Below are 24,745 nucleotides of genomic sequence, written 5' to 3'. Positions count from 1 at the left end.
GCGGGCTACAGGCACCGCAACCGTCACAGGGCATGGGTGGCCGGGAGCGCAGCCGACTGCGGCCGGGCTGCCAAAGGTAGCCGTCTCCATTTGGCCGATGAGCGTGTCGCTAAGCCGAGCTTGCCGCAGGACACGAGGATGCGGGAGCCGACCTGGAGCGTCTAGTGCCGCTTTCCTCGCCGAAGCCGCTCAGCACCTACATAGGCGATCACGTTGCGGTCGGCCTTTGGCATCTTGACCTTGACCTTCTTGACGGTTCCATCAGGCATAGCGACGTCGACGAGCCGGTACCGATCTGAGGCTTCTTCCCGCTGTTCCTGTCGGCGGGGACTGGCTGATGGATTTGCCGTGCTCATCTGTCAGCTCCAAAGCTGGACTAGCGCTCCGACGCCAAGAAGAGCAAACGCGACGCCGAACAGGATAACGCCTGCTTGCAGCGTACGACGCTTCGGCAAAAGCAACCAGTCATGGTTCTCCATGACCATGGCCCCTTCATTGACATAGAGCCGTAGCAATACGTGATCCGATGTGTCCGTCAGGTAATCATCAAGTTCCACTGGATCGACGGCCGCAAGTGAGCGCTTGCTGCGCTTCCGCCAGTCCTTGGGGCCCAGGAGCGGCATATCAAGGAGGCAATAGAGCAGCGTGGCGATGCTGATGGCCAGTGCAATCATCCCAGCCGTTCGCCACCCTGGCGACACCGTGAGCCCTGGCACGAGCACGATCAAGATTCCCTCAAAGCCGAGCAGCGTTGAGGTGGCAACATTGAGGGAGTCGAGGCGGTCGTACTGGTTAGCCCGCTCATCGCGCAATTCCTCCCATAGCGACCGCACGCGGGCCACGAAGTCTTGTGGCAACGGAGCGGCGGGGCTATCCGGTGGTGGAGCGGCGGGCTGCGTTCCCATGGGAACCAGGTTGACCGTGGTCCCTTCTGGTGTGCCACAGGGCAAACCCAAACGGGTTGCGGTGCCGAGCCGGCACATCTTGGGTGGGCATCTCCGTGACGCCATAGCTTTCTGGGAATCCGTGAGAGCCGATGTGCTCGACGGATACCCACAGCGCAGCCCGTGTGCCCACATCACTACCGGGTGAGGTGCGACGCCGCCTTCGCGGCGTGCGGCCTTTTTGTGGACCGGCCAGGCTTGGTGACCAGCTTGTAGGCCTCTGACCTCCATAGACGCCCTGACGACACGCGCCCTCCGTAGCGGTGTGCGCAGTTCGGATTCTGACGGGGGCGCTTCGGGTCGGAGAGTGTGATCGAGTCGCTGACCGGCAGGAGCGCCAGGCACAGAGACCCGGACTCGGTTTCGCTGAGTCCGGGTCTTTGTCGTTGTGTGTCACTGGGCGCGAGTCGTGGCGAGTGAGACGACCAGGCTGTCTGTGAGGGATCTTGCCTGACCCGCGACGCCCGGCACCGCATCTCGCCGCGGAGCGATGGCCTAGCGGCGTCCTGTCGTGGCGCCGGTCAGTGTGCAGTTCGGGTGGGTCAGCTTCAGGCGGGAGCCCGTGGTGAGGCAGGCAGCGATCTGGTGGACCTGCTGGCCGTAGCTGCGGCCCTGCACCGCGGTCACGGATCCGTCCCGGCCGACCTCGCAGGGGTTGTTGTTGGTGCACTGCTCGCCGTCGCGGTTGTGGGTGTTGTTGATGCCCACGACGGTCTCCCCGTCGGACGCCAGCAGTGCGCTGCCCGAGTGGCCCGGCCTGCTGGCGCAGCTGTCGCTGGTGGCGTAGCGCACCGCGCGGTCCTGTTGGTAGCCGTCCTCCCGCAGGTGCGGCGCCACGGCCTCCACCGTGCACGACGGACGGCTGGAGGCGTAGGCCATGGACAGCCGGTCGCCCTTGCGCATCGGGGTGGTGGACAACCGGAAGACCTTCGCGCCCTCCGCGGCCAGCTGTGCGTAGGTCTTGTCCAGCCGGTACAGCGCGATGTCGGTGCCCGTCATCGTCGCGTACACCAGCCGGGTCGCGCGGGCGGTGGTCCGGGTGTAGCCGGCGGAGTCGTTGATGGTGACCGGGCCCTCCAGATCGGCGGGCCGGTCCACCAGCGCCTTCCCCGGCGCGGGCCGACCGCTCGGCACGCAGTGGCCGTTGGTCAGCGCCAACGCCGGGTCCTGGGGGCGCGCGGTGGGGGGCCGCACCACGGACCCCAGGCAGTCGCCCACCTTGGCCGTGCCCTCCACGTTCGGGATCGGGTCGAGGGGCGGCACATCGGTTCCGGTCACGATGCCGTTGATCCAGGCGGAGTTCTTCGCGACATCGGTGTACAGAGCGGGGTAGTTGGCGCCCCTGATGCCGGGACCGATGACCGTCCCCGCCAGCACCCACTCTCCGCCCGCGCGTACCAGGGCAGGTCCACCCGAGTCCGTCATCCCCGGCCCGACGGGGGGATCGAGGCGGCCGACGCACAAGGGCGACGTGGCGTCGACGTCGTCCCAGCACTCCTTGAGCGGCACGACCTCGGTGTCGGCTTCGCGCAGTCTGCTGGGAAAGCACGTGGGGTCGTCGAAGTCGCCGCAGGCGTCCGAGGCCTCGCCCCAGCCGAGGATGCGGACGGGCGTCCCCACGGCGGGCGTGGTCTCGGCCAGCCGTACGGGTTTGGCCCGCACCGGGGTGCGCAGGTGCAGCAACGCGATGTCCTCGCCCGGGGGGTCGTACTTGACTGTGCGCCGGTAGAACGTGTCGACCTCGGCGAGTTCGCCGCCGTTGGTGACGTCCAGCGACCCGACGCGGACCTTCCAGCCACGGGGAACGCCCGCCTTCGAGCCCGTCGGCGTGTTGGCGCAGTGCCCTGCGGTCACCGCCCACTGCGGAGCGATGAGCACCGCCCCGCACCGGTGTCCGTCCGGGCGGGGAGCGTCGTACTGGAGCGAGACCATGAACGAATACGGCTGGGTGGACTCGGTACCCCCGACGATGGCCTGCGCCGGCAAGGCGGTGGCCAGGCTCGTGATCGCCACGGCCCCCGTCGTCAGGACGGCGGCCGTCCTTCGGCTCATCCACGTGCGCATGTGTGACTCCCGTTCGTCCGCCGCCGGTCGTGAGGCCGGGCGGGCATGTACGGAGGAACGGCACCGGGCCGTTCCGCGTGGCCACGATCTTGGACGCGGGGAGCTTCCGGTCGATCTCGCCCGTACTTCAGGAACACCACGGCAACCGCGCAGACGTGTTTCAGCGAGGGCCGGCCCTGGGCGCATCTCCTTCGAGGTCGAGCTGTACGAGCGCGCGGCGGCTTCGGGAGCGTCAGCGGCGCCAAGGAAGTCGAGTGGCTTTCGGATCATTCGACCGTTGGTCCGGGTGTGCCGTCGACTGACGCCCAGCGGGGGCGAGGATCGAGCCGTTATTACCCGGGCCGACGCCGAAGGCGATCGATCAGCCGGGCACCGTCCCGCCCGGCGGTCCGCGTGTCCTGGCGCTTCGGCGTTCCGTCGCGGCGAGCATGCAGTCGTGCTGACATCGCTGCTGCCTGGCATCCGGGAACTGCGCACGCCTCTGGCCGCGGGCTACATCTACGCGATGGCGCTCCTGCTGATCACGGGCGAGCACGTACCGGACCGGAAGGACGCACCCCCTGCCCTGGCCCCGTTCTACGAGCTTGTCGCATGGGCCGGGAAGCCGGCGACCTTGGCGGCCAGCATCTTCGTCGCCTACGTGCTGGGCAGCATGCTGGAGCTTTCGCCGGTAGGGGTGGCGCGTCTGACCAGCGGGCATCTCCTCAAGGCGAAGGCCTCTCCCGATGGCCCCATCGTGTACTCCTCGCCGCTCCTGTCCAGTCGCTCGATGAGAGATCTCGTGAGGTACGCCAGGAGTCGCCTCGGACTCGCGCAGTCGGCCCGGAGACTCTCGCCGGCAGACGAGGCCGTCCTCGCGGAGGGGCTCACACGGCTCCTCTCCGAGCTCCCGGAACTGCGCACGCGCCTCTACGCGGCGAACCAGGATCTGTACGGCGACTACGACCGCAAGGCCGCAGAGGCATCGTTCAAGGTCAACGTCGGTCTCGCCGGCATCGTTCTGAGCTTCGCAGCCAACGAGAAACTCGACGCGTCGTGGACCCTCTTGTGCGTCCCCATGCTCTTCTTGATCTTCCGAGGGGTCATCGCGGATCGTGAAGCGAAGACGGTTCTGGTGGAGGCCCTGGTGGCCGACCAGATCCAGTCTCCCGGCTTCGAGGCGTTCGCCGCGAGGGAAGGGCGTCGGGATGCTCCTGCCGCTCCGACCGTGGCGCCGGACTTCGACACCTAGCAGCAGTTCCCGTGCCCGAAGGCCCCGTCCGTGGGGGGTGTGGGGTGGACGGGGCCTTCTGGGGTGTGGGGCTACTTGACGTTGATCGCCGTCCAGGCCGTGGCGACCGCGTTGTACTGGGTGCTGTTCGCGCCGTACAGGTCCTTGGCCGCGTTCAGGGTGGCCGTGCGGGCGCCCGAGTAGCCCGTGGTGGACGTCATGTACGTGGTGAGGGCCTTGTACCAGATCTTGTACGCGGCCTGGCGGCCGATGCCGGTGACCGTGGAGCCGTTCGACGTGGGCGAGTTGTAGGTGACGCCGTTGATCGTCTTCGTGCCGCTGCCCTCGGAGAGCAGGTAGAAGAAGTGGTTGGCCGGGCCCGAGGAGTAGTGGACGTTCAGGCGGCCGACCGACTTCGACCAGTAGTCGGCGGACTTGCCGTCCTTGCTGGGCTTGTCCATGTAACGGAGCGGCGAGCCGTCGCCGTTGATGTCGATCTTCTCGCCGATGAGGTAGTCGCCCTGGTCGGACGCGTTGCCGGCGTAGAACTCGACCGCGGTGCCGAAGATGTCGGAGGTCGCCTCGTTCAGGCCGCCGGACTCGCCGCTGTAGCGGAGGTTCGCGGTGGAGGACGTCAGGCCGTGGGACATCTCGTGGCCGGCCACGTCCAGGGACGTGAGCGGGTGGGTGTTGCCGATGCCGTCGCCGTACGTCATGCAGAAGCAGGAGTCGTCCCAGAAGGCGTTCACGTACGCGTTGCCGTAGTGGACGCGGGAGTACGCCGCGACGCCGTCGCCGCGGATGCCGTTGCGGCCGAGCTCGTTCTTGTAGAAGTCCCACGTGACGGCCGCGCCGTAGTGGGCGTCCGCGGCGGCCGTCGCGCGGTTGCTCGCGAGGCCGTTGCCCCACGTGTCCGTGGAGTTGGTGAACAGCGTGCCGGTGCCCGACGTGCCGCCGTTCAGGTCGTACGTCTTGTGGCCGCCGCGCGCGGTGTCGGTGAGGGTGTACGAGGGGGCCGTGCCGAGCGTCACCTGCCCGCTGTACATCGTGTTGCCGACGCCCGTCTCGATCGCCTCGTCGGCGAAGAGCTCCTTGCCGGTGGTGGCGTCCGTGACGACGGTGCGGCGGCTCGGCGTGCCGTCGGCCTGGACGCCGGTGACGACCGTCTCCCAGGCGAGGACGGGCTTGCCGGTGGCCGCCCAGATCACCTTGCGGGCGCCGGACGCGGACTCGTCGGCGTTCGCGGCGGACGCGAGGGCCGTCTTCTTCGCCGTCGCGGCCGGGACCGCGGCGGTGGTGCTCGCCACGGATATCCGGGCCTCGGTCGCCTTGGTGGTGGTGCGGGCGCCCGACTTCCTCACGTGGACGACGAGGTCGCCACCGAGGACCGGGAGGCCTTCGTAGGTGCGCTCGTAGCGCGTGTGGACGGTGCCGTCCGCGTCCTTGACGACGTCGCGGACGACCAGCTGCTCCTGGGCGGGCAGGCCGATGGCCCGGGCGGTGGCGGCGGCCTCGCCCTGGGCCTCGTGGACGGCGGCGGCGCGCTGGGTGCCGGTCAGCTGGATCGCGGTGGCCCCGGCTTCGCGCTGGGCATCGGCGCTGGCGGATCCGGTCTGGACTCCGACGACGACCATGGCGGCCGATGCGATCAGGGCGGCGGCGCGGGCGGTGGTACGGCGGTGCGAGGACTGCTGGCGGGTCACGCGGGCTCCTTCGCTGAAAAGCGTGGGGGTTGTGGGGGTGGGTGGTGCGGGTGTGAGCGTGCCAGCGCGCTCGCCCGTTTGACAGGTCTGCAACAAGAATTTGACCATGTGTTGTCCGAAGGACAGATAACTCTGTTCGCTATGCGGGGAGTTCGGGCCTCTTCCGCGTCCCCCCTGCCCGGATCAGGGCAGCGAACAGCCCCCCGGAGGGGTCACCGGGGGGCTTCGGATGGTTCGGGCGTTTCGAGTGTTTGAGGCGTTTTTTCAGGCGGTTCGAGTGTGGTGCGGAGTCTCCGGGGCGTCAGGGGTGTCAGGGGTGTCAGGGGTCACGCCGGGCGCTTGCGCGGGGGTGTCTTCTTGGCCGTCTTCTTCGCCGCCGTCTTCTTCGCCGTCGCCGAGGTCTTCTTCGCCGCCGTCTTCTTCGCCGCCGTCTTCTTCGCGGTCGCCGTCTTCTTCGCCGTCGCCGTCTTCTTCTTCGCCGTCGCCCGCGGCTTGAGCTCCGTCACCACCGCGTCCTCCCCGCGCGCCTCCTTCGCCGCCCTGACGCTGCTCTCCAGGGCCGCCATCAGGTCGATGACCCGGCCACCGCCCGCCTCCTCGCCCGGCTCCGGGGGTGCGACGCCCTCCCCGCCCTCCGCCTTCGCCGCGATCATCTCCTCGACCGCCGTGCGGTAGTCGTCGTGCAGGCTGCTGATGTCGACCTCGCCCAGCGTGGCCATCAGCGCGTCCGCCAGGTCCAGTTCGGCCTCGCGCACCGAGACCGGGCTCTCGGGCGCCACGCCCTCCGGCGCCCGGATCTCGTCCGGCCAGAGCAGACCGTGCATGGCGATCACGTCGTCCACCACCCGGAGCATGCCGAGCCGCTCCCGCCCCCGGAGGGCGTACTTCGCCACCGCCACCTTGTCGCTGCGCTTGAGCGCCTCGCGGAGCAGGGTGTACGGCTTGGCCGCGGGCACGCCGTTCGCCGAGAGGTAGTACGCGGCGTCCATCTGGAGCGGGTCGATCTCCCCGGCCGGCACGAACGCGACGATCTCGATCGTCTTCGCGGTGGGCAGCGGCAGCGCGGCCAGGTCCTCGTCGGTGATCGGGATCATGGTCCCGTCGGCGTCCTCGTACGCCTTGCCGATCTCCGCCTGCGGGACCTCCTCCCCGTCCAGCTCGCACACCTTCTTGTAGCGGACCCGGCCGCCGTCCTCGGTGTGGATCTGGCGGAAGGAGACGGAGCGGCTCTCGGTGGCGTTCACCAGCTTGATCGGGATGCTGACGAGCCCGAAGGAGATGGCGCCGTTCCAGATGGATCGCACGATTCCTGCCTTTCGGGCCCTTATGTCCTGAAACGTGGGATTCTCATCGTATGACGCCGATCACAGAGGTGGAGGGGCGGCGCCTGGCGCTCAGCAACCTGGACAAGGTCCTCCACCCGGTCACCGGCACCACCAAGGGTGAGGTGCTGCACTACTACGCGACCCTCGGGGCCGTGATCCTGCCGCATCTGCGCGACCGCCCGGTGTCCTTCCTGCGCTACCCCGACGGTCCCGACGGGCAGCTCTTCTTCACGAAGAATCCGCCGCCCGGCACACCCTCCTGGGTGAGGACCACCCCCGTCCCCCGCTCCGAGGACCCGCGCGCCCGCCAGGTGGTGATCGAGGACCTGGCCTCGCTCATGTGGGCCGCGAACCTCGTCGTGGAGTTCCACACGCCCCAGTGGCGCGCCTCCTCCCCCGCCGTCGCCGACCGGCTCGTGTTCGACCTCGACCCCGGGCCGCCCGCCGGCGTCGTCGAGTGCTGCCGGGTCGCCCTGCACCTGCGTGAGCGGCTCGCGGCCGACGGCCTGGAGGCCTTCGCCAAGACCTCCGGCTCCAAGGGCCTGCACCTGCTCGTCCCCGTGGTGCCGACGCCGTCCGCACGCGTCTCGGCGTACGCGAAGCAGCTCGCCGTCGAGGCGGAGGCGGCGCTGCCGGGCCTCGTCACGCACCGGATGGCGAAGGCGCTGCGCTCCGGGAAGGTCTTCGTCGACCACAGCCAGAACGCCGCCGCCAAGACCACCGCCACCCCCTACACCCTGCGCGCGCGGACCCTGCCCACCGTCTCGGCTCCCGTCACCTGGGAGGAGGTCGAGGCCTGCGCCGCCCTCGCCGACGACCCCGCCGCGCCCGGGGGCCGGGGCGGTCGCGGGAGCCGGGGCGGCCCATCCGGCGGTCCCGGTGGTCCCGGCGGCCCCTCCGGTCCCGGTGCGCTGGTCCTTCTCATGGGCGACATCGCGCCACGTCTGGAGCGGTACGGGGACCTCCTGGCGCCCCTCTCGGCGCCCGAGCGGGCGGGAGCCGTGCCGTGACCGGGTCCCCGACGGACGCCGCCCGCGCGGGCGGCGGGCCGGGCGCAGGGCCGGGCAGCGGGCCGGGCGCAGGGCCGGGCAGCGGGCCGGGTGGCGGCGGCCCCTCGGGGGCCGTGCTGCTGCCGCCCGTCGACGTCATGCGGCCCCGGTCCGCCGACGAGATCCCCGCGCAGGCGGAGCCGCCCCGGGACCTCCAGTACTCCCTCAAGCTGGACGGGTTCCGCGCCCTCGCCTTCGTCCTCGACACCGGGCGGGTCGTCCTCCAGTCCCGCTCCCGCCGCGACCTCGCGCCGGAGTTCCCCGACATCGCCGCGCACCTGGGCCGCCAGCTGCCGCCCGGGATCGTCCTCGACGGCGAGCTGTGCGCCTACCGGGACGGGCGGCTGAGCTTCACCGACCTGCTCCGCTCGCACGCCGACCGGGTACGGGCCGGGGTGCCCGTCTCGTACATCGCCTTCGACCTGCTCGCCGTCCCCGGCCGCGACGTCCGGGCCCTGCCCCTCCGCGACCGTTGGGAGCTGCTCGGGGCCGCCCTGCGGGAGGCCGAGCCGCCGCTCCAGCGGGTCCTCGCGACCTCGGACGAGGAGACCGCGCGGGGCTGGTTCCGGGACCTGCGGGACGCGGGCGTCGAGGGTGTCGTCGCGAAGCGGCTCGGCTCGCCGTACCGGGCGGGGTCCACCTGGGCCTGGCGCAAGATCCGGCACTCCGACACCAGCGACGCCCTCCTGATCGGCCTCGTCGGCCCTCCGGACCGGCCCCGGGCCCTGGTCGTACGGCTCCCCGACGGCCGCGCCCTGATCACCTCGCCCCGACTGACCCCGGCACAGTCCCGCCAGGTCGGCGAGCTGGCGGCCGGCCTCGCGGGGCCGCTCGCGGAGGACCCGGAGCACGGTCCGGTGCGGTGGGTCGAGCCTCCGCTCCCGGTCGAGCTGCGCCAGGTCGCGGGGCGGCACGAGACGGCCGCGTTCGTCCGCGTCCGGGCCACGGGGTGACGCCGCCGGTCCCGGAACGGCGGCGGCGTGCGGTACGGGGACGGCGCCGGGATCCGGCTGCCTACGGGGTCCGCGCGTCGGCGTGGCGCCCGTTCCGGCACCGTGCGCAACTGCCCTGCTCCGCACCGTACATGGCGGAAAGAGGTCGCAACAGGCGCTCCGGGTGCGGCAGGTGTCGCCGCTTCGGCCTTGTTGTCCGTCCTGTGGTGCACACTTGCTGCCTGGCACAGCGCTCACGGGGAAGGCGGCCTGGCAATGCTGACGGGGATCGAGGAGGTCGACTGGGCCTCGCTGGGGCACGCGTACGGCCCCGCGGACGACGTGCCGGAGCTGCTCCGCGGACTCGCCTCCGCCGATCCCGCGGAGCGTGAGACCGCACTCGACGGCATGTACGGCGCCGTGCACCACCAGGGCGACGTCTACGACTCGACGCTGGCCTGCATCCCCTTCCTCCTCGAACTCGTCGCCGACCCCGGCGTGCAGGACCGGGGCGGCATCGTCGAACTGCTCACCAGCATCGGCGGGATCGAACTCGACGACGACGAGGAACTGGACGAACTCGGCTCGGAGGACGAGGAGTTCATCCCCGCGGCGAACTACGCGATGGCCGCCGCCGCCATCGCCGCCGGCGCCGACGTCTTCCTCGGGCTCGCCTCGGACGCCGATCCCGAGGTGCGCCTCGCCGCGCCCTGCGCGCTCGCCTCGCTGCACCCCGAGCCCGAGCGGGTGCTGACCCTGCTGCGGGAGCGCCTCACCGTCGAGCGGGACACCGAGGTGCGGCTCGCCCTGGTGGCCTCCGTGGGGCGGATCGCCCTGCGGCACGCCTCGCTGCGCGCCGAGACCGTCGAGTGGCTCGACTGGCTGGCCCGCGCCGCCCAGGACCCCGGGCTCCGGCTCGCCGCGCTCGCTCAGCGGGCGCGCTGCGCGCCCGCCGACATCCCGGACGACGTCGTGCCGTGGGTGACCGGGCTCCTGGAGGAGATCAGGACCTCCGCGCACCGGGCCGCGCCGCCCGGCGGCGAGCGGGCCGCGACGCCGAGCCTCATCGGGCAGGTCCGTGAGCTCCTTGAGGAGCACGCGGCCGGCCGGCCCGCCCCCTGGACCGAGGAGCTGCTGCGGATCCTGCACGCCGCGCTCGACGACCGGGTCGACGACCGGATCGCGCTGATCCTGGCGCAGCTGCGCAGCCCGGACTGGGGGCAGCGCTCGGACGCGATCTGGTTGTGCGGCGGTTTGATACGGGTGTGGCGCGGGCGGTACGAGGAGGTCGTCCGGCTCGTGGGCGCCCAGCTCCAGGACCCCGAGCCTCGGCTCCGGGAGGCGGCCACGTCCTTCCTGGAGCGGCTCTTCGAGCTGGGCGCGCCCGCGGCCGACGCGCTCGCGGCCCGGCTCGCCGCGGGGCCGGGCGCCGTGCCTCCGGGTCCCGGTCAGGGCTTCGTCGGGCGGTCCGGTCGCGACGGGGCGCTGCTCGCGCTGGCCCGCGCCGGGGACACCCGCGCGGTCCCGCTGCTCGCCCGCGCCCTGGAGGAGCCCGAGGTGCGGCGCGAGCTGCTGTACGCCATGGACGGCCTCGGCCCCTCGGCGGCGATGCTCGCGCCTCCGCTCCGGCGCCGGCTGGCCGAGGTGGAGCTCGACGAGCGGCTGTACGACCGGGCGGCGCCGCTGCTGTACGCCCTGGCGGCCGTGCGGGGCGCCCAGGCCCTGCCGGAGGTGCTGCGGGTGCTGCGCGGGGCGCCGGCGAACCGGCGGGACTGGGTGCGCGAGGCCGCGCTGCGGACCCTGGCGGCGTTCGGGCCCGCCGCCCGGGAGGCCGTGCCCGACATCCGAAGACTCCTGGCCGCCGAGTCGGCCGGGGTCGCCACGACGGCGGCGCGGGCCCTGTGGGCGGCCGAGGGGGACCGGGGGGACGTGCTGCCGGCCCTGGAGCGGTGGCTGCGGCCGGGCACGCAGGGTGCGGACTGGTGCGCCGCCGCGCAGGCGCTCGGCGAGATCGGCCCGGCGGCGGCCGGGGCGGCTCCGGCGCTCCGGCCGGGTCTGGCCTCGCGGGACCTGTGGGTGCGGGTCCGCAGCGCGGCGGCCCTGTGGCGGGTGTCCGGCGAGGCGGCGGCGTCGCTGCCGGTGCTGCTCGCGGCCTGGGAGGAGAACCGGCACGCGCGCCTGGACATCGCGGAGTGCCTCGCGGAGATGGGTCCGGCGGCGTCCGGGGCGCAGCTGGTGATCCTCACCGAGCTGACCCGCAGGCGGCGCCACAACGCCCGCGAGGGCGCTTCCGGCAGCCACGACATCCATGTCGACGAGAAGCTGCTGACCCTGTGCCGGGCGGCGCTGGCCCGGATGGAGCGGGGGACGTTCTGAGCGCGCGGGCGCCGCGGAGGTCCTCCGCGTGAGCGCACGGGAGCCGGGCGTCCCCCGGGTGAGCGCGCGGGAGCCGGGCGTCCCCCGTTGACTGCGGAGGTCTCGTGTCCTTCCGGGCGACCCGTGGTCGTCGTCACGGCGTATCGACGCCCGTCCGTCGTCGTCACGTTATCGACGCCCGTCCGTCGTCGTCACGGCGTATCGACGCCCGTCCGTCGTCGTCACGACGTTTCCACGCCCGTCCACCGTCGTGACAACCCGACGATGAGACAAAAAGGACGTCACTCCGCATAAGGTCTACTGGGAGCCGACACTCATCGACCGACCGAGGAGCAGGAGCAGCGTGAGACCGCGCGGAGTCCGTAGCGCCGCGGGCGTCGTCCTGTGCGCCCTCGGCCTCGCGGTCGTGCTCTCGGGCTGCGGCGGCCGCGAGGGCGGGCTCAAGTCCGCCGGGCCCACGCCCACCGCCGCGGGGCCGGTCCGGCTCTGGCCCGACCTGCCGCCCGCCACGAACCCGCCGCTCGACTACGGCGAGTCCGACACCGAGCGCGTCCCCGGCGTCGAGGTCCCCGGCAACGACGTCCACGCCGTCGACCCGGTGGCGGTCGTCCAGGCCGAGGTGCGCGCCCACCCCGACACGTACACCGGCTCGGACGGCCTGTACGAGCAGACCAGCCGGGCGATCGAGTCCTGCGGCACGGCCCCGGCCGCCTGCCCCGTCCTGAAGCCGTACTACCGCGACCTCACGGGCAACGGCCGCGACGAGCTGATCGTGGGGATCCGGATGCCGGAGCAGCAGGTCGGGGTGCGGGTCTACCTCGCCGAGAACGGGGGCCTGACCAGGATCATGGCCACCGTCGACCAGGTCATCAGCGTGGAGCTGGCGGGCCGGGACCTGATCCTGCGGGTCGGTTCCGCGGGCATCCCCGGGTACGAGTACCGGACCGCCTGGACCTGGGACGAGCAGCAGCGGAGCATGCTGCCGACCCGGGACGAGATCATCCGGGTGAAGCCGCCCGGCACGGGTCCCTCGACGGTCCCCGCACCCCGTCTGGTGAGCCCGACGCCCACGCCGACGGTCACCCCCGCACCCGTACTCCCGGAGGCGACCCCGTGAGGGTGCCCCGGCGGCCGGCCTGGACCGCGACGCTCACCTGGAAGGCCGCGGTCTTCATCGCGGTGATGTGCTGCGCCCTGGCCGCGCTGCTCGGCATCCTCGTCCACGTCTCGGTGACCGGCCAGACGGTGAGCGACTCACGGGACAAGGCCCTGGCGCGGCTGACCGAGGTGACGGGGCTGTACCAGGCGGGTGAGCCGCTCCCCCGGTTCGCCGGCATGGACCCGCCCGGGCTCCCGGCCTCCCTGCGGGCACTCGCCGTGCGCGGGGAGCGCGGCACGATGGTGGCGGAGTACGACGGCCGTCCGACGATGTGGGCGGCGGGGCCGGCGGACGGCCGCGCCCTCGCCGTGCACCTCGACTACACCCAGAGCGCCGAGACCATCGACGCGCTCGACCGCTCGATCCTCGGCTCCTCCGTCCTGGCGATCGGGGCGACCCTGCTCGTCGGCGCCTTCGCCGTCACCCGGGTGACCCGCCGGCTGCACCTCACCGCGCAGGTGGCCCGCCGGATCAGCGCGGGCGACCTCGACGCGCGCGTGGACGATCCCCGTACGAAGGACCCCTCGCGCCCGCAGGACGAGGTGGCGACGGTCTCCGGGGCGCTCGACACGATGGCCTCCTCGCTCCAGCGGAAGCTGCAGAGCGAGCAGCGGTTCACGGCCGACGTGGCGCACGAGCTGCGGACCCCGCTGACGGGCCTCTCTGCGGCGGCCGAACTGCTGCCGGAGGGGCGGCCCTCGGAGCTCGTTCGGGACAGGGTGCGGGCGATGCGTGGGCTCACGGAGGACCTCCTGGAGATCTCGCGGCTCGACGCCCGCACCGAGACGGTGGACCTGGCGGTGCACGAGCTCGGGCCGCTGGTCGAGCGGGTGGTGCGCGCCTCGGGCACGGAGACGGAGGTGCGGGTCGTCCGGGACGCGGCGGTGGAGACGGACCGGCGGCGGGTGGCGCGGGTGCTGGGCAATCTGGTGGCCAACGCGCACAAGCACGGGGCGCCGCCGGTGGTGGTGACGGTGGACGGCCCGGTGGTGTCCGTGCGGGACCACGGGCCGGGGTATCCGGCGTACCTCCTGGAGTCGGGGCCGCAGCGGTTCCGTACCGAGAGCGGGGGCAAGGGGCACGGCCTCGGGCTGACCATCGCGGTGGGGCAGGCGGAGGTGATCGGCGCCGGGCTGGCCTTCGGCACCGCGCCGGACGGGGGTGCGGAGGCCCGGCTGCGGCTTCCGGAGTACGTACGCCTCACCGATCCGGAATCCGAGCGGTGACGGCACACCGTCACACAAAAGGGACATAGGGCATACCGCTTGCTACGTTGCGGCCATGACCGCACCACGGCGCCCGGACGCACCCCCGCCCGGCATCCGTGTCCCGAAGCGGCGCGGCGTGGAGCTGTCGCTCCTGATCGGCGCGGTCCTGATCTCCGTCCTCGGTTACGCGGAGGTCGGCCTCGCCCGCAGCGGCGCCGTGCCGCCCGACGCCCTCCGGTACGGGGCGGGGCTCGGGCTCCTCGCACTGGTCGCCCATCTCGCCGTCAGGTTCCGCGCCCCGTACGCCGATCCGCTGCTGCTGCCGATCGCGGTCCTGCTCAACGGCCTGGGCCTGGTGCTGATCTACCGGCTCGACCTGGAGACGCCGAAGGACCAGGCGGCGGCGACGCAGCTGGTCTGGTCGACGCTCGGGGTGGCGCTGTTCATCGTCGTCGTCCTGCTGCTGCGCGACCACCGGGCGCTCCAGGGGTACGCGTACGTGTCGGTGGCCGCCGCGCTCGGCCTGATGATCCTGCCGATCTTCTTCCCCGCGGTGAACGGCGCGAAGATCTGGATCAGGATCGGCGGGTTCTCCTTCCAGCCGGGCGAGTTCGCCAAGATCCTGCTCGCGGTCTTCTTCGCCGCGTACCTCGCCGCGAACCGCAACGCGCTCGCGTACACCGGCCGCCGGATCTGGAAGTTCCAGTTCCCGACGGGCCGGGTGCTCGGGCCGATCGTGGCGATCTGGCTGCTGAGCGTCGGCGTCCTGGTCCTGGAGCGGGACCTGGGCACCTCGCTGCTCTTCTTCGGCCTCTTCGTGATCATGCTGTACGTGGCGACGGGCCGGACCGGCTGGATCGCGGTCGGGCTCGTCCTGGCCTCCGCCGGCGCCTTCCTCGTCGGCTCGCTCGAACCGCACGTCCACAGCCGGGTGCAGGACTGGCTCGACCCCTTCGCCTCGATCCGCGCGGGCGAGGGTCCGGGGCAGCTGGCCCAGTCGCTGTTCGCCTTCGCCGCCGGCGGGATGCTCGGCACCGGGCTCGGTCTCGGCCACTCCGTCCTCATCGGCTTCGCCACCAAGTCGGACTTCATCCTGGCGACGGCCGGCGAGGAGCTGGGGCTCGTCGGCCTCACCGCGCTGTTCCTGCTGTACGCGCTGCTCGTCGCCCGCGGCTACCGCGCCGGGCTCTCGCTGCGCGACCCCTTCGGGCGGCTGCTCGCGATCGGCCTCGCCTCGATCGTGGCGCTCCAGGTCTTCGTGATCGCCGGCGGGGTGATGGGCCTCATCCCGCTGACCGGCATGGCGATGCCGTTCCTGGCCCAGGGAGGCTCGTCCGTGGTGACCAACTGGGTGATCGTCGCGCTCCTCATCCGGGTCAGCGACTCGGCCCGCGCGCCCCACCCGGACGACGCCGACACCGGGGAGCTGGCGAAGGTCGGGGAGGGGGCGCGGTGACGGGGGCCGTTCGCACGTCGGGAGGCGCGCCGTGATCCGCTACATCCGCAGGGCCGCCGCCCTCTGTCTGATCCTTCTGGTCGCGCTGCTCGTCAACGCCGCCCGGGTGATGGTCTTCGAGGCGGAGTCCCTCGACGACAACCCGGCCAACCGGCGGATCGCGATCGACCGGTACGCGCGTCCGCGCGGGGAGATCGTCGTCGACGGGAAGCCGGTGACCGGTTCCCGGGACAGCGGGCAGCAGCTGCGCTGGGAACGGACCTACCGGCAGGGCCCCTTGTACGCGCCGCTGACCGGCTACTCCTCGCAGACGTACGGCACGACGCTCGTCGAGCACGCGGAGGACGGCATCCTCGCGGGCACCGACCCGATGCTGGCGCCGCTCCCCCTGTGGAACGACCTCACCCGGGGCCGGCAGCCCGGCGGCGACGTGGTGACCACGATCCGCGCGCCGATGCAGGAGGCGGCGTTCCGCGGGCTCGACGGGAAGCGGGGCGCGGTCGTGGCGGTCGAGCCGTACAGCGGCAGGATCCTGGCGCTCGTCAGCTCTCCCTCGTACGACCCGGGGGTCCTGTCGGGGACGGGCCGGGCGGTCAAGGACGCCTGGCGGCGGCTCAACACCTCACCGAACCAGCCGATGCTGAACCGGGCGCTGCGGCAGACGTATCCGCCGGGCTCCACGTTCAAGATCGTGACGGCGGCGGCGGCCCTGGACGCGGGGGTGGTGCGGGACGTGGACGCGCCGACGGACACCCCTGACCCGTTCGTGCTGCCGGGCACCCGGCAGGTGCTGCCCAACGAGGCGACGGGCTGCGGGAACGCCTCCCTCGCGTACGCGATCCAGTGGTCCTGCAACACGGTGATGGCCGGGCTCGGGGTGCGGGTGGGGCTCACGGGGATGGTGGACGCGGTGGAGCGGTTCGGCTTCGACGACACGGGGCTCCGGGTGCCGTCCTGGGTGGCGAAGTCGAACTTCGACCGGGAGATGAGCCCGGACCAGCTGGCGCTGTCGTCGATCGGGCAGTTCGACACGACGGCGACGCCGCTGCAGATGGCCCTGGTGGCGGCGGCCGTCGCCAACAACGGGGAGATCGCGCAGCCGTACCTCGTCGACCGCACCACGACCTCCGGCGGCACGACCGTGGACCGCACCGGCCGCCGCAGTTACCGGCAGGCGATGAGCCCCTCGACGGCCATGCAGCTCCAGCGGCTGATGGTGCGGGCCGTGGAGGAGGGCACGGGGACGAACGCGGCGATCCCCGGGGCGCGGGTGGGCGGCAAGACGGGCACCGCCCAGCACGGCTTCGGCAACACGGGCACCCCGTACGCCTGGTTCATCGCCTGGGCGCAGGCGGACGACGCGCCCCAGCCGGCGGTCGCGGTGGCGGTCGTCGTCGAGGACGCGGAGGCCTCCCGCACGGACATCAGCGGGGGCGGCAGCGCGGCGCCGATCGCGAAGGCGGTGATGGAGGTGGCGCTGAGGCTGGAGGGGGAGGCACGGAACCCGTAACCGGACCTGCCGCGCTTTCCCCCCTGTGCCGCGCCTTCCCCCTGTGCCGCGCTTTCCCCCCTGTGCCCCGGTTCCTTGGCTGCCCGGCTTCCCCGGCTGCCCAGGTTCCCTGGCTGCCCCGGACGCCCCGGCCGCCCAGGTTCCCTGGCTGCCCCGGACGCCCCGGACGCCCCGGACGCCCCGGACGCCCCGGACGCCCCGGACGCCCCGGCTGTCAGCCGATCGGCTTGCGGATCTCCGCGCGGATCTTGGCCGTCTTCTCCGCCAGTCCGGCCAGGTCGATGTCCTTCGGGTCGGCCGTGGCGTCCCCGGCGGCGACGAGGGCGATGGCGGCGGCGGTGTTCTCGTCGCCCCACGCGCACATGGGCAGCGTCGTCGTGCTGAGCCCGTCCTTCGACGTGGTGACCTGGCAGCTGACGGTCACTCCGTACCCGGCGGGTGTGAAGTCCCTGGGCTTGACGACGAGCGTGGAGCCCTTGTCCGTGGCGGCCCCCTTGAGGATGGAGGAGCGGGTGGTACCGGGGTTCTTGATCTGCCCGTACAGCCCGGAGAGCACGAGGACGGACCCGTCCTTGCCGCTGTACTGCCCGACCGCCGCCGTCGCGTCCTTCACGGTGAAGTCGGGGGTGTCCTCGATCTCCTTGCCCTGGGTGTCGGACAGGTCGGAGACGAGGGTGAACTCGCCGCCGAGGACGGTCTGCGAGACGACCAGCTTGTGCTTCGCCTCGGGGAACGGACCGGTGACGCCGTCGAGCCCGGCCTTGACCCCGTAACCGATGCCGCCGACGACGACCAGGGAGCCGGCGACGATGGCGACGATCGCCCCGGCCGACAGCTTCTTCTTCGGCGGCGGCCCCATGGGCGGCTGCCCCCAACCGCCGGGCCCCGCCGGGTACTGCGGCGGAACGCCGTGGGGCGGGTACCCCTGCGGAGCCCCGTACGGGCCGGGCTGTTGCGGGGGCGGTACGGGCCCGCCGTACGGCGGGTGGGGCGGAGGAGTCGGCGAGGACGACGGCATGGTCATGACGAGCACGCTACGTCACCCCTACGACAACTCCCCGACCCGCCCTCGGAGACGACCCGCCCCCAGCACGAGACCCGCCCCCGGAGTCGACCCGCCCCCAGGAGGCGACCCGACCTCCGAACGCGGCCCGCCCGCGAACGCCACCCGCGCCTCAGCGGCCGCCCTCCTCGATCGCCGCCTCCACCTCGGCCACCCGCTCGGCCTCCTCCGCCGCGAAGCGCTCGCGGTCCAGTGCTTCCGCGATCTCCTCGTCCTGACTCATCAGCAGGTCCAGGTTGGAGTCGCCGAGGTCGAAGACGCCCATGTCCAGGTAGGCCTTCTGGAGGCGTTCGCCCCACAGGCCGATGTCCTTGACGCAGGGGACGATCCTGCTGAAGAGCAGCTTGCGGAAGAGGTGCAGGAACTCGCTCTGCTCGCTGAGCTCCTCGGCCTCCTTCTTCGGGATGCCGAAGTTCTCCAGGACCTCCACCCCGCGGAGCCGGTCGCGCATCAGGTGGCAGCCCTCGATGACGAACTCCTCGCGTTCGCGGAGCTCGGCGTCGGTGAGCTGCTTGTAGTAGTCGCGCAGCGCCATCCGGCCGAAGGCGACGTGCCGGGCCTCGTCCTGCATCACGTACGCGAGGATCTGCCGGGGCAGCGGCTTGTCGGTGGTGTCGCGGATCATGCCGAAGGCGGCGAGGGCGAGGCCTTCGATGAGGACCTGCATGCCGAGGTAGGGCATGTCCCAGCGGGAGTCGCGCAGGGTGTCGTCGAGGAGGCCCTGGAGGTTGTCGTTGACCGGGTAGAGCATGCCGATCTTCTCGTGGAGGAAGCGGCCGTAGATCTCGGCGTGCCGGGCCTCGTCCATGGTCTGGGTGGCCGAGTAGAACTTGGCGTCCAGGTCGGGGACGGACTCGACGATCCGGGCGGCGCAGACCATGGCGCCCTGCTCGCCGTGGAGGAACTGGCTGAACTGCCAGGAGGAGTAGTGCCGGCGGAGGTCGCCCTTGTCCTTCTCGGTCATCTTCGCCCAGTGCCGGGTGCCGTGGAGGGTGAGGACCTCGTCGGGGGTGCCGAGCGGGTCGTACGGGTCGACCTCGATGCCCCAGTCGATCCGGGTGGCGCCGTCCCACTGCTTGTCCTTGCCCTTCTGGTAGAGGGCGAGGAGGCGCTCGCGGCCGTCGTCGTAGTCCCAGGAGAAGCGGGCGGCGCCGGCGGCGGGCACCTCCCAGACGGGTCCCTCGGGGGCTTTCACGTAGAGGTCGTGCGTCGACACTGACGACTCCTTCCGTCCGTTTCCAGCAGGCTCACACGCTGGTAGACGGAACGTCAACAAGTCGTACGGGAGGGATTGCCGGCGCTTCTCCCCCGACCGCGCCCCACCGTCCCGGCCCGACGGCTCCGGCACCCCTCGGGGCCGGGTGCCGGTTCCGGACGTCCTGCGGACCGCCCGCCCGCTCGCCCCGTCCCGCGGTTACGCTGCGGTCCATGACGAGCGCCGCCACCCCCGCGTACCGCAGGCTGAGCGTCGAGGAGCGGCGCGGGCAGCTCCTCGACACCGCCCAGGGGCTCTTCGCCCACCGGGCGCCCGAGGACGTCTCGCTCGACGACGTCGCCGAGGCGGCGGGCGTCTCGCGGCCCCTCGTCTACCGCTACTTCCCCGGCGGCAAGCAGCAGCTGTACGAGGCGGCCCTGCGCTCCTCCGCCGACGCCCTGAACCGCTGCTTCACCGAACCGCCCGTCGGGGCGCCGACGGAGCGGCTCGGCCGGGTGCTCGACCGCTATCTGACGTTCGTCGACCAGCACGACGCCGGGTTCAGCGCCCTGCTGCGCGGCGGCAGCGTCGCCGAGACCTCCCGGACCTCCGCGATCGTGGACGAGGTGAGGCGGGCCGCCGCCGGGCAGATCCTCGTCCACCTCGGGGCGGAGCGGCCGGGCCTCCGGCTCGGGATGCTCGTCCGGACGTGGATCGCCGCCGTCGAGGCCGCCTCGCTGATCTGGCTCGACCAGGGGAAGCAGCCGCCCGCGCGGGAGCTGCGGGAGTGGCTCGTGGACCATCTCGTCGCCCTGCTCGCGGCGACCTCGGCGAGCGACGAGGAGACGGCGGAGGTGGTGAGGCGGCTGCTCGGGCAGGAGAGCCCCGAGGGACCTGTGGCGGCGCTCGCCCGACGGGTGATCCCGGTGGTGGGCGAGGCGGCCCACCTGCTCTGAGGCGGCGCGCCGGGAGAGACTGTGGGGGTGAGAAGCGAGAACACCCCCTTCCGCGGCGGCCCCCTCGACGGCCGGGCGCTGCCGATCCTCGTCGGCCCGACCGGCCACCCTCCGAAGTGGTACGAGATCCCGGTCCCGGCGCACGACGGGCACCCGCCGACCCTGCACACGTACCGGCGCGAGCCCGCGGGCTACACGAAGCGGCTCGGGCTCCAGCGGGGCTGGGTCTACGTGTACGCCCCCGAGGGGCGGGAGCGTCGGGAGGTGAAGTGGCCGTGGTCGAAGCCGACGCCGAGGCCGAACGGGTGACACCTCGGGGCACGCCCCGATTCGTACGGTAATCAGTTGAAATGACCCGTCATCATCCCCGTGGAGGTGGTGACGTGTCGCGAAGGCTGCTGCGCACGGTCTGCACGGGGGCGCTCGCCGCGGCGACGGCGCTCACCGGGGTGGTCACGGGGGCGCTTCCCGGGGTGCTCCCGGCGGCGGGCGCCGCCACGGACCCGCCCACGGACCCGCCCGAGCAGGCCCCGATCGCCTGGGCGGACCCGGCGGCGGAACCGGTGGGCCCGGTGGACCCCGCCCGGACGGACCCCGTGACCCCGCCCCGGGCGACCACGCCCCCGGCCGAAGGCGCCGCCACCCCGGCCACGCCCCCGGCCGAAGCCGGCACCACCCCGGCCGCGCCGCCCGTCACAGGCGACGCCACCCCGGCCGCCCCCGCCGCCTCACCCGCCTCACCCGCCTCACCCGCCTCACCCGCCTCACCCGCCGAAGGCGATGCCCCCGCCGCGTCCCCCGACGCGGGCGACCCTCCTTCGGACGCTTCCCCCCTCGCGGGCGACGGCGCCGCCGAGGACGACGCCGCCGCGCTTCCGCCCTCCGGCGGGGACTCCGTCGGCGCGCTGCTCACCCGGCTGCGGACGCTCTACCGGCAGGCCGAGGAGGCGACCGAGCGGTACAACGCGGCCGAGGAGGCCCTGAAGCTCCAGGCCGCCGACACCAAGAAGGTCACCGCGCGGCTCACCGCCGCCCGGACCGCGCTCGCGCAGGGCCGCGCCGCGGCCGGCCGGATCGCCCGGGACCAGTACCAGGGCAGGTCCGCGCTCTCCTCGTACCCCGGATACCTGCGGCTGCTCTTCGCCGCCGACCCCCAGTCGGCCCTGGACGAGGGGCACCTGATGGACCGCGCGGCCCGGGAACGCGCGGGCGCCGTCTCCCGGCTCACCCGGGCCGAGCGTCAGGCCGGCGGCCTGGCGAGCGCCTCCCGCAAGGCCCTGGACCGGCAGCAGCGGCTCGCCGCAGCCCAGCGCGTCCGGCGCGACGAGGTGCGGACCAAGCTGCTCGCCGTCGAGAAGCTGCTCGCCGGCCTGTCGCCGGACCAACTCGCGCGGATCACCGCGCTCGACCGCGCCCAGACCGCGGGCGCGCAGCGCGAGCTGCTCGACTCCGGGGCCCTGGACGGCCTCCGGACCCCGTCGCGGGCGGGCGCGGAGGCCCTGCGCTTCGCGGTGGGGCAGATCGGCAAGCCGTACGAGTGGGGGGCGGAGGGCCCGGAGGCGTACGACTGCTCGGGGCTGACCCAGCAGGCGTGGGCGGCGGCCGGCCGGGAGCTGCCGAGGACCAGTCAGGAGCAGTGGGCGACCCTCCCCCGGGTGCCGCTGGCCGAGCTCCGGCCGGGGGACCTGGTGGTCTACTTCCCGGGCGCGACCCATGTGGCGCTCTATCTCGGCGAGGGCCTGGTGGTGCAGGCCCCGCGGCCCGGCGGGAAGGTGAAGGTGTCGCCGCTCGCGGCGAACCCGCTGCTCGGTGCCGTGCGGCCCGATCCGGGGGGAACGGCCCTGGAGGCGTACGCCCCGCCGCCGCTCCCCGAGGGGGCGCGGGACGGCGGGGACGAGGGCTACGACCACGACTGAACTGCCGCTCCGTGCTTGCCCCTTGCCCTCGCACGTAATATCCGCAAGGCTATGCGGGTCCTTACCGATGGTCGATCGTCGCCGACCGGTCGCCTGCCCGGACACGGAGCCCCGTCATGCCCAGAACGCTGCCGGACAGCCGCCCCCAACGCACCCTCGCCGCCTCCCACTTCGTCAATGCCGTCGGGAGCGGGCTCTTCCTGACCGCCGGAGTCCTGTACTTCACCCAGGCCGTGCGGCTCCCGGCCGCCTCCGTGGGGCTCGGGCTCGGCATCGCCGGGCTCCTCTCGCTGGCCGTGGGCATCGCCGTCGGCCATCTCGCGGACCGGCACGGGGCGCGCGGGGTGTCCGTGGCCACCCTGGCGCTGCAGGCGCTCGCCACGGCGGCCTTCGTCCTCGTCGACGGCTTCTGGCCGTTCGTGCTGGCCGTCTCCACCGCCACCGGCGCGAAGGCGGCGGGACTCGCCGCCCGTGCGCCGCTCATCCGGCACCACGGAGGCGACCGGCCGCAGGAGTTCCGCGCCTATCTCCGGGCCGTGACCAACGTCGGGATCTCGCTCGGCGCGCTCCTCGCCGGGTGGGCGGTCCAGGTCGGCACGCTCGGCGCGTACCAGGTGCTGGTCGCCGGGAACGCGTGCGCGTTCGCGGCCTCCGCCGCCGTCCTCCTCCTGCTGCCGCCCACCGCTCCCGCGCCCGTGACGCGCGGCCCCCGCCGGCTCGCGCTGCGGGACCGGCCCTATCTGGCGCTGACCGCGCTCGACGGCGTCATGGCGATCCAGTTCAAGGTGCTCACCGTCGCGATCCCGCTCTGGCTCGTGGGGTCCACCAGCGCGCCGCACTGGCTCGTCTCCGGCACGATGCTCACCAACACCGTCCTCGTCGTCGGCCTCCAGGTGCGGGCGAGCCGCGGGATCGACTCGCCCCGGGCCGCCGGGGGCGCCTACCGGCGCGCCGGAGCGGCCTTCCTCGTCTCCTGCGCCCTCGTCTCGCTGTCCGCGGGGACGCCCGTCGCGGTGGCGGTCGTCCTGCTCCTGACCGCCGTCGTCGTCCACACGGTCGGCGAGCTGTGGCACGCGGCGGGCGGCTTCGAGGTGTCGTACGCGCTCGCGCCGCCGCACGCCACCGGCCAGTACCTGGGCGTCTTCGGCCTGGGCGCGGGGCTCGCAGAGGCCCTCGGACCCGGGCTGCTCATCGCGCTCTGCATCGGCGGGGGCCGCCTCGGCTGGTTCGCCGTGGGCGCCCTCTTCGCGGTGACCGGCCTCCTGACCCCGCTCGCCGTCCGCCGCGCGGAGGCGGACCGCCGGTCGCCGAGCGGGGAGTCCGCGCCCTCCCCGTACGACCGGCCCCGGCAGCCGGGGACCGGCCGTCAGCGGGTCCCCTAGCCGGAGACCGAGGCCAGGTACGCGCTCGTCTTCTCCGGGTCGAAGAAGAAGTCGTCGAAGTCGGACGGGTCGTCGAAGCCGTTCGCGAAGCGGTCGGCCACCGGCTGGAGTGCGCCCGCCGCGCCGAGGAGGTTCAGGACGTGCTCCGGCGGGGGCGCCAGCATCGCGTTCGTCCACCGGGTGACGTGCTGCGCCGTCTGCCAGTAGCGGTCGAAGGCGCCCTGCATCCACTCCTCGTCGAAGGGCTTGTCGCCCTGCTCGACGATCGCCGCGAGGTACGCGGCGGCGCACTTGGACGCCGAGTTGGAGCCCTGGCCGGTGATCGGGTCGTTGGCCACGACGACGTCCGCGACGCCGAGGACCAGGCCGCCGCCGGGGAGCCGGCCGATGGGGTTGCGGACGGTCGGCGCGTACCGGCCGGCCAGGGTGCCGCCCGCGTCGGTCAGCTCGACCTTCGTCGCCCGCGCGTACTCCCAGGGCAGGAACTTCTCCATGAGCTCCAGCGTCAGGGCGAGGTGCTCGGACGGGTCCTTGACGCCCTGGAAGACGTCCAGCGGGCCGCCGGGGACGCCCTCCCAGAAGAGGATGTCGGCGCGGCCGCCGGTGGTGAGGGTCGGCATGACGAAGAGCTCGCCGACACCCGGGACGATGTTGCAGCGGACCGCGTCGAACTCGGGGTGCTCGGGGCGCGGGCCGAGCCCGTGGACGTACGCGACGGCCAGCGCGCGCTGCGGCTCGCCGTACGGGGAGCGGGCGGCGTCCCGGCCGAACATGGAGACCAGTTCGCCCTTGCCGGCGGCGACGAGCACCAGGTCGTAGCTGCGGGAGAAGTAGTCCAGGTCGCCGACGGCCGCGCCGTGTATCACCAGCTGGCCGCCGCGCTGGGCGAAGGTGTCCATCCAGCCGGACATCTTCACGCGCTGGTCGACGGACTGGGCGTATCCGCCGAGCCTCCCCACCCAGTCGATCGCGCGGCTGGAGTCGGGCGCGGCGACGGAGACGCCGAGGCCCTCGATCCTCGGGGCCTGGGACTCCCAGAAGTTGAGCCCGAGGTCCCGCTCGTGCTGGAGGGCGGTGTCGAACATGCACTGGGTGGACATGACCCGGCCGTTGCGGATCTCGTCCGCCGTCCGGTTCGACATGAGGGTGACCTCGTACCCCTGCGACTGGAGTCCGAGGGCGAGCTGCAGGCCGGACTGGCCGGCGCCGACTATGAGTATCTTCCGCATGGGCGGGGCTCCTGGCGTGACGGTCGTACTGTGCGAGGGGGGTGGGGGGTGTTCCGGGAAGGGGGCGC

The 24,745-nt window shown here is 72.9% G+C and carries 19 protein-coding genes; 12 read left to right on the top strand and 7 right to left on the bottom strand.

Features of this window, described 5'->3' with window-relative positions:
- Positions 1 to 359: 359 nt before the first annotated feature.
- Positions 360 to 905, bottom strand: a complete 546-nt coding sequence (locus tag ABTY59_RS25725; RefSeq protein WP_352021404.1) for a hypothetical protein — start codon at positions 903 to 905, stop codon at positions 360 to 362.
- Between the two features lie 534 nt (positions 906 to 1,439).
- The gene (locus ABTY59_RS25720; protein ID WP_352021403.1) at positions 1,440 to 3,008 is read right to left on the bottom strand and encodes a trypsin-like serine protease; all 1,569 of its coding nucleotides are present in this window, start codon (positions 3,006 to 3,008) and stop codon (positions 1,440 to 1,442) included.
- Positions 3,009 to 3,444: 436 nt separating this feature from the next.
- Here ABTY59_RS25720 and ABTY59_RS25715 point away from each other — a divergent pair, with 436 nt between their 5' ends.
- Positions 3,445 to 4,239 carry a hypothetical protein gene (locus ABTY59_RS25715; RefSeq protein ID WP_352021402.1) on the top strand — a complete coding sequence of 265 codons (795 nt, stop codon included), beginning with the start codon at positions 3,445 to 3,447 and terminating at the stop codon, positions 4,237 to 4,239.
- Positions 4,240 to 4,310: 71 nt separating this feature from the next.
- Here the strand turns inward: ABTY59_RS25715 and ABTY59_RS25710 are convergent, their stop codons facing one another.
- Together ABTY59_RS25710 and ku are read right to left on the bottom strand one after the other, a co-directional pair.
- A complete protein-coding gene (locus ABTY59_RS25710; protein WP_352021507.1) occupies positions 4,311 to 5,852 on the bottom strand; it encodes a M4 family metallopeptidase in 1,542 nt (513 codons plus the stop codon).
- Between the two features lie 395 nt (positions 5,853 to 6,247).
- Positions 6,248 to 7,225, bottom strand: coding sequence for a non-homologous end joining protein Ku (ku, locus tag ABTY59_RS25705; RefSeq protein WP_352021401.1), 978 nt, complete (start codon positions 7,223 to 7,225; stop codon positions 6,248 to 6,250).
- Between the two features lie 50 nt (positions 7,226 to 7,275).
- Between ku and ligD the strand changes: the two genes are divergently transcribed.
- The 7 genes from ligD to ABTY59_RS25670 all read left to right on the top strand — a co-directional run bounded on the left by ligD (position 7,276) and on the right by ABTY59_RS25670 (position 16,936).
- Entirely contained in the window at positions 7,276 to 8,256 is a 981-nt protein-coding gene (gene ligD / locus ABTY59_RS25700) for a non-homologous end-joining DNA ligase (protein ID WP_352021400.1), read from the top strand.
- Positions 8,253 to 9,248: an ATP-dependent DNA ligase gene (locus ABTY59_RS25695; protein ID WP_352021399.1), complete on the top strand. Its 996-nt coding sequence runs from the start codon at positions 8,253 to 8,255 to the stop codon at positions 9,246 to 9,248. The genes ligD and ABTY59_RS25695 overlap by 4 nt, the downstream gene beginning before the upstream one ends.
- A 255-nt stretch (positions 9,249 to 9,503) precedes the next feature.
- The gene (locus ABTY59_RS25690; protein WP_352021398.1) at positions 9,504 to 11,603 is read left to right on the top strand and encodes a HEAT repeat domain-containing protein; all 2,100 of its coding nucleotides are present in this window, start codon (positions 9,504 to 9,506) and stop codon (positions 11,601 to 11,603) included.
- A 343-nt stretch (positions 11,604 to 11,946) separates the two neighbouring features.
- Positions 11,947 to 12,720, top strand: a complete 774-nt coding sequence (locus tag ABTY59_RS25685; RefSeq protein WP_352021397.1) for a hypothetical protein — start codon at positions 11,947 to 11,949, stop codon at positions 12,718 to 12,720.
- Positions 12,717 to 13,988 (top strand): ATP-binding protein, encoded by a 1,272-nt coding sequence (locus ABTY59_RS25680; RefSeq protein ID WP_352021396.1) that lies wholly within the window; start codon positions 12,717 to 12,719, stop codon positions 13,986 to 13,988. The genes ABTY59_RS25685 and ABTY59_RS25680 overlap by 4 nt, the downstream gene beginning before the upstream one ends.
- 55 nt (positions 13,989 to 14,043) lie before the next feature.
- Positions 14,044 to 15,426 carry an FtsW/RodA/SpoVE family cell cycle protein gene (locus ABTY59_RS25675; protein ID WP_352021395.1) on the top strand — a complete coding sequence of 461 codons (1,383 nt, stop codon included), beginning with the start codon at positions 14,044 to 14,046 and terminating at the stop codon, positions 15,424 to 15,426.
- Between the two features lie 31 nt (positions 15,427 to 15,457).
- Complete coding sequence (locus tag ABTY59_RS25670) at positions 15,458 to 16,936, top strand: penicillin-binding transpeptidase domain-containing protein (protein ID WP_352021394.1); 1,479 nt, start codon at positions 15,458 to 15,460, stop codon at positions 16,934 to 16,936.
- A gap of 214 nt (positions 16,937 to 17,150) precedes the next feature.
- On the opposite strand, the gene ABTY59_RS25665 is transcribed toward ABTY59_RS25670, so the two are convergent.
- Together ABTY59_RS25665 and ABTY59_RS25660 are read right to left on the bottom strand one after the other, a co-directional pair.
- Positions 17,151 to 17,960, bottom strand: coding sequence for a hypothetical protein (locus tag ABTY59_RS25665; RefSeq protein WP_352021393.1), 810 nt, complete (start codon positions 17,958 to 17,960; stop codon positions 17,151 to 17,153).
- Positions 17,961 to 18,111: 151 nt separating this feature from the next.
- Positions 18,112 to 19,215, bottom strand: coding sequence for a ferritin-like domain-containing protein (locus ABTY59_RS25660; RefSeq protein WP_352021392.1), 1,104 nt, complete (start codon positions 19,213 to 19,215; stop codon positions 18,112 to 18,114).
- Positions 19,216 to 19,427: 212 nt separating this feature from the next.
- On the opposite strand from ABTY59_RS25660, the gene ABTY59_RS25655 reads away from it, so the two are divergent.
- The 4 genes from ABTY59_RS25655 to ABTY59_RS25640 all read left to right on the top strand — a co-directional run bounded on the left by ABTY59_RS25655 (position 19,428) and on the right by ABTY59_RS25640 (position 23,448).
- A complete protein-coding gene (locus tag ABTY59_RS25655) occupies positions 19,428 to 20,150 on the top strand; it encodes a TetR/AcrR family transcriptional regulator (RefSeq protein ID WP_352021391.1) in 723 nt (240 codons plus the stop codon).
- 27 nt (positions 20,151 to 20,177) lie between these two features.
- Positions 20,178 to 20,459, top strand: a complete 282-nt coding sequence (locus ABTY59_RS25650; protein ID WP_352021390.1) for a DUF8847 domain-containing protein — start codon at positions 20,178 to 20,180, stop codon at positions 20,457 to 20,459.
- A gap of 287 nt (positions 20,460 to 20,746) precedes the next feature.
- On the top strand, positions 20,747 to 22,066 hold the full coding sequence (locus ABTY59_RS25645; protein ID WP_502995428.1) for a C40 family peptidase: 1,320 nt from the start codon (positions 20,747 to 20,749) through the stop codon (positions 22,064 to 22,066).
- Between the two features lie 116 nt (positions 22,067 to 22,182).
- Entirely contained in the window at positions 22,183 to 23,448 is a 1,266-nt protein-coding gene (locus tag ABTY59_RS25640) for an MFS transporter (protein WP_352021388.1), read from the top strand.
- Here the strand turns inward: ABTY59_RS25640 and ABTY59_RS25635 are convergent.
- Positions 23,445 to 24,677, bottom strand: a complete 1,233-nt coding sequence (locus ABTY59_RS25635) for a styrene monooxygenase/indole monooxygenase family protein (RefSeq protein ID WP_352021387.1) — start codon at positions 24,675 to 24,677, stop codon at positions 23,445 to 23,447. The genes ABTY59_RS25640 and ABTY59_RS25635 overlap by 4 nt on opposite strands.
- Between the last annotated feature and the right edge of the window lie 68 nt (positions 24,678 to 24,745).

This window comes from Streptomyces sp. NPDC096079 (assembly GCF_040303145.1).
Taxonomy (GTDB): domain Bacteria; phylum Actinomycetota; class Actinomycetes; order Streptomycetales; family Streptomycetaceae; genus Streptomyces.
This window is presented reverse-complemented; position numbering and strand designations above follow the sequence as displayed.

Bases quoted from the DNA above. Each gene is read 5' to 3' on its own strand.
- ABTY59_RS25725 (WP_352021404.1), bottom strand. From the start codon at position 905: ATGGGAACGCAGCCCGCCGCTCCACCACCGGATAGCCCCGCCGCTCCG.
- ABTY59_RS25635 (WP_352021387.1), bottom strand. From the start codon at position 24,677: ATGCGGAAGATACTCATAGTCGGCGCCGGCCAGTCCGGCCTGCAGCTC.
- ABTY59_RS25640 (WP_352021388.1), top strand. From the start codon at position 22,183: ATGCCCAGAACGCTGCCGGACAGCCGCCCCCAACGCACCCTCGCCGCC.
- ABTY59_RS25655 (WP_352021391.1), top strand. From the start codon at position 19,428: ATGACGAGCGCCGCCACCCCCGCGTACCGCAGGCTGAGCGTCGAGGAG.
- ABTY59_RS25690 (WP_352021398.1), top strand. From the start codon at position 9,504: ATGCTGACGGGGATCGAGGAGGTCGACTGGGCCTCGCTGGGGCACGCG.
- ABTY59_RS25665 (WP_352021393.1), bottom strand. From the start codon at position 17,960: ATGACCATGCCGTCGTCCTCGCCGACTCCTCCGCCCCACCCGCCGTAC.
- ABTY59_RS25675 (WP_352021395.1), top strand. From the start codon at position 14,044: ATGACCGCACCACGGCGCCCGGACGCACCCCCGCCCGGCATCCGTGTC.
- ABTY59_RS25710 (WP_352021507.1), bottom strand. From the start codon at position 5,852: ATGGTCGTCGTCGGAGTCCAGACCGGATCCGCCAGCGCCGATGCCCAG.
- ABTY59_RS25720 (WP_352021403.1), bottom strand. From the start codon at position 3,008: ATGCGCACGTGGATGAGCCGAAGGACGGCCGCCGTCCTGACGACGGGG.
- ligD (WP_352021400.1), top strand. From the start codon at position 7,276: ATGACGCCGATCACAGAGGTGGAGGGGCGGCGCCTGGCGCTCAGCAAC.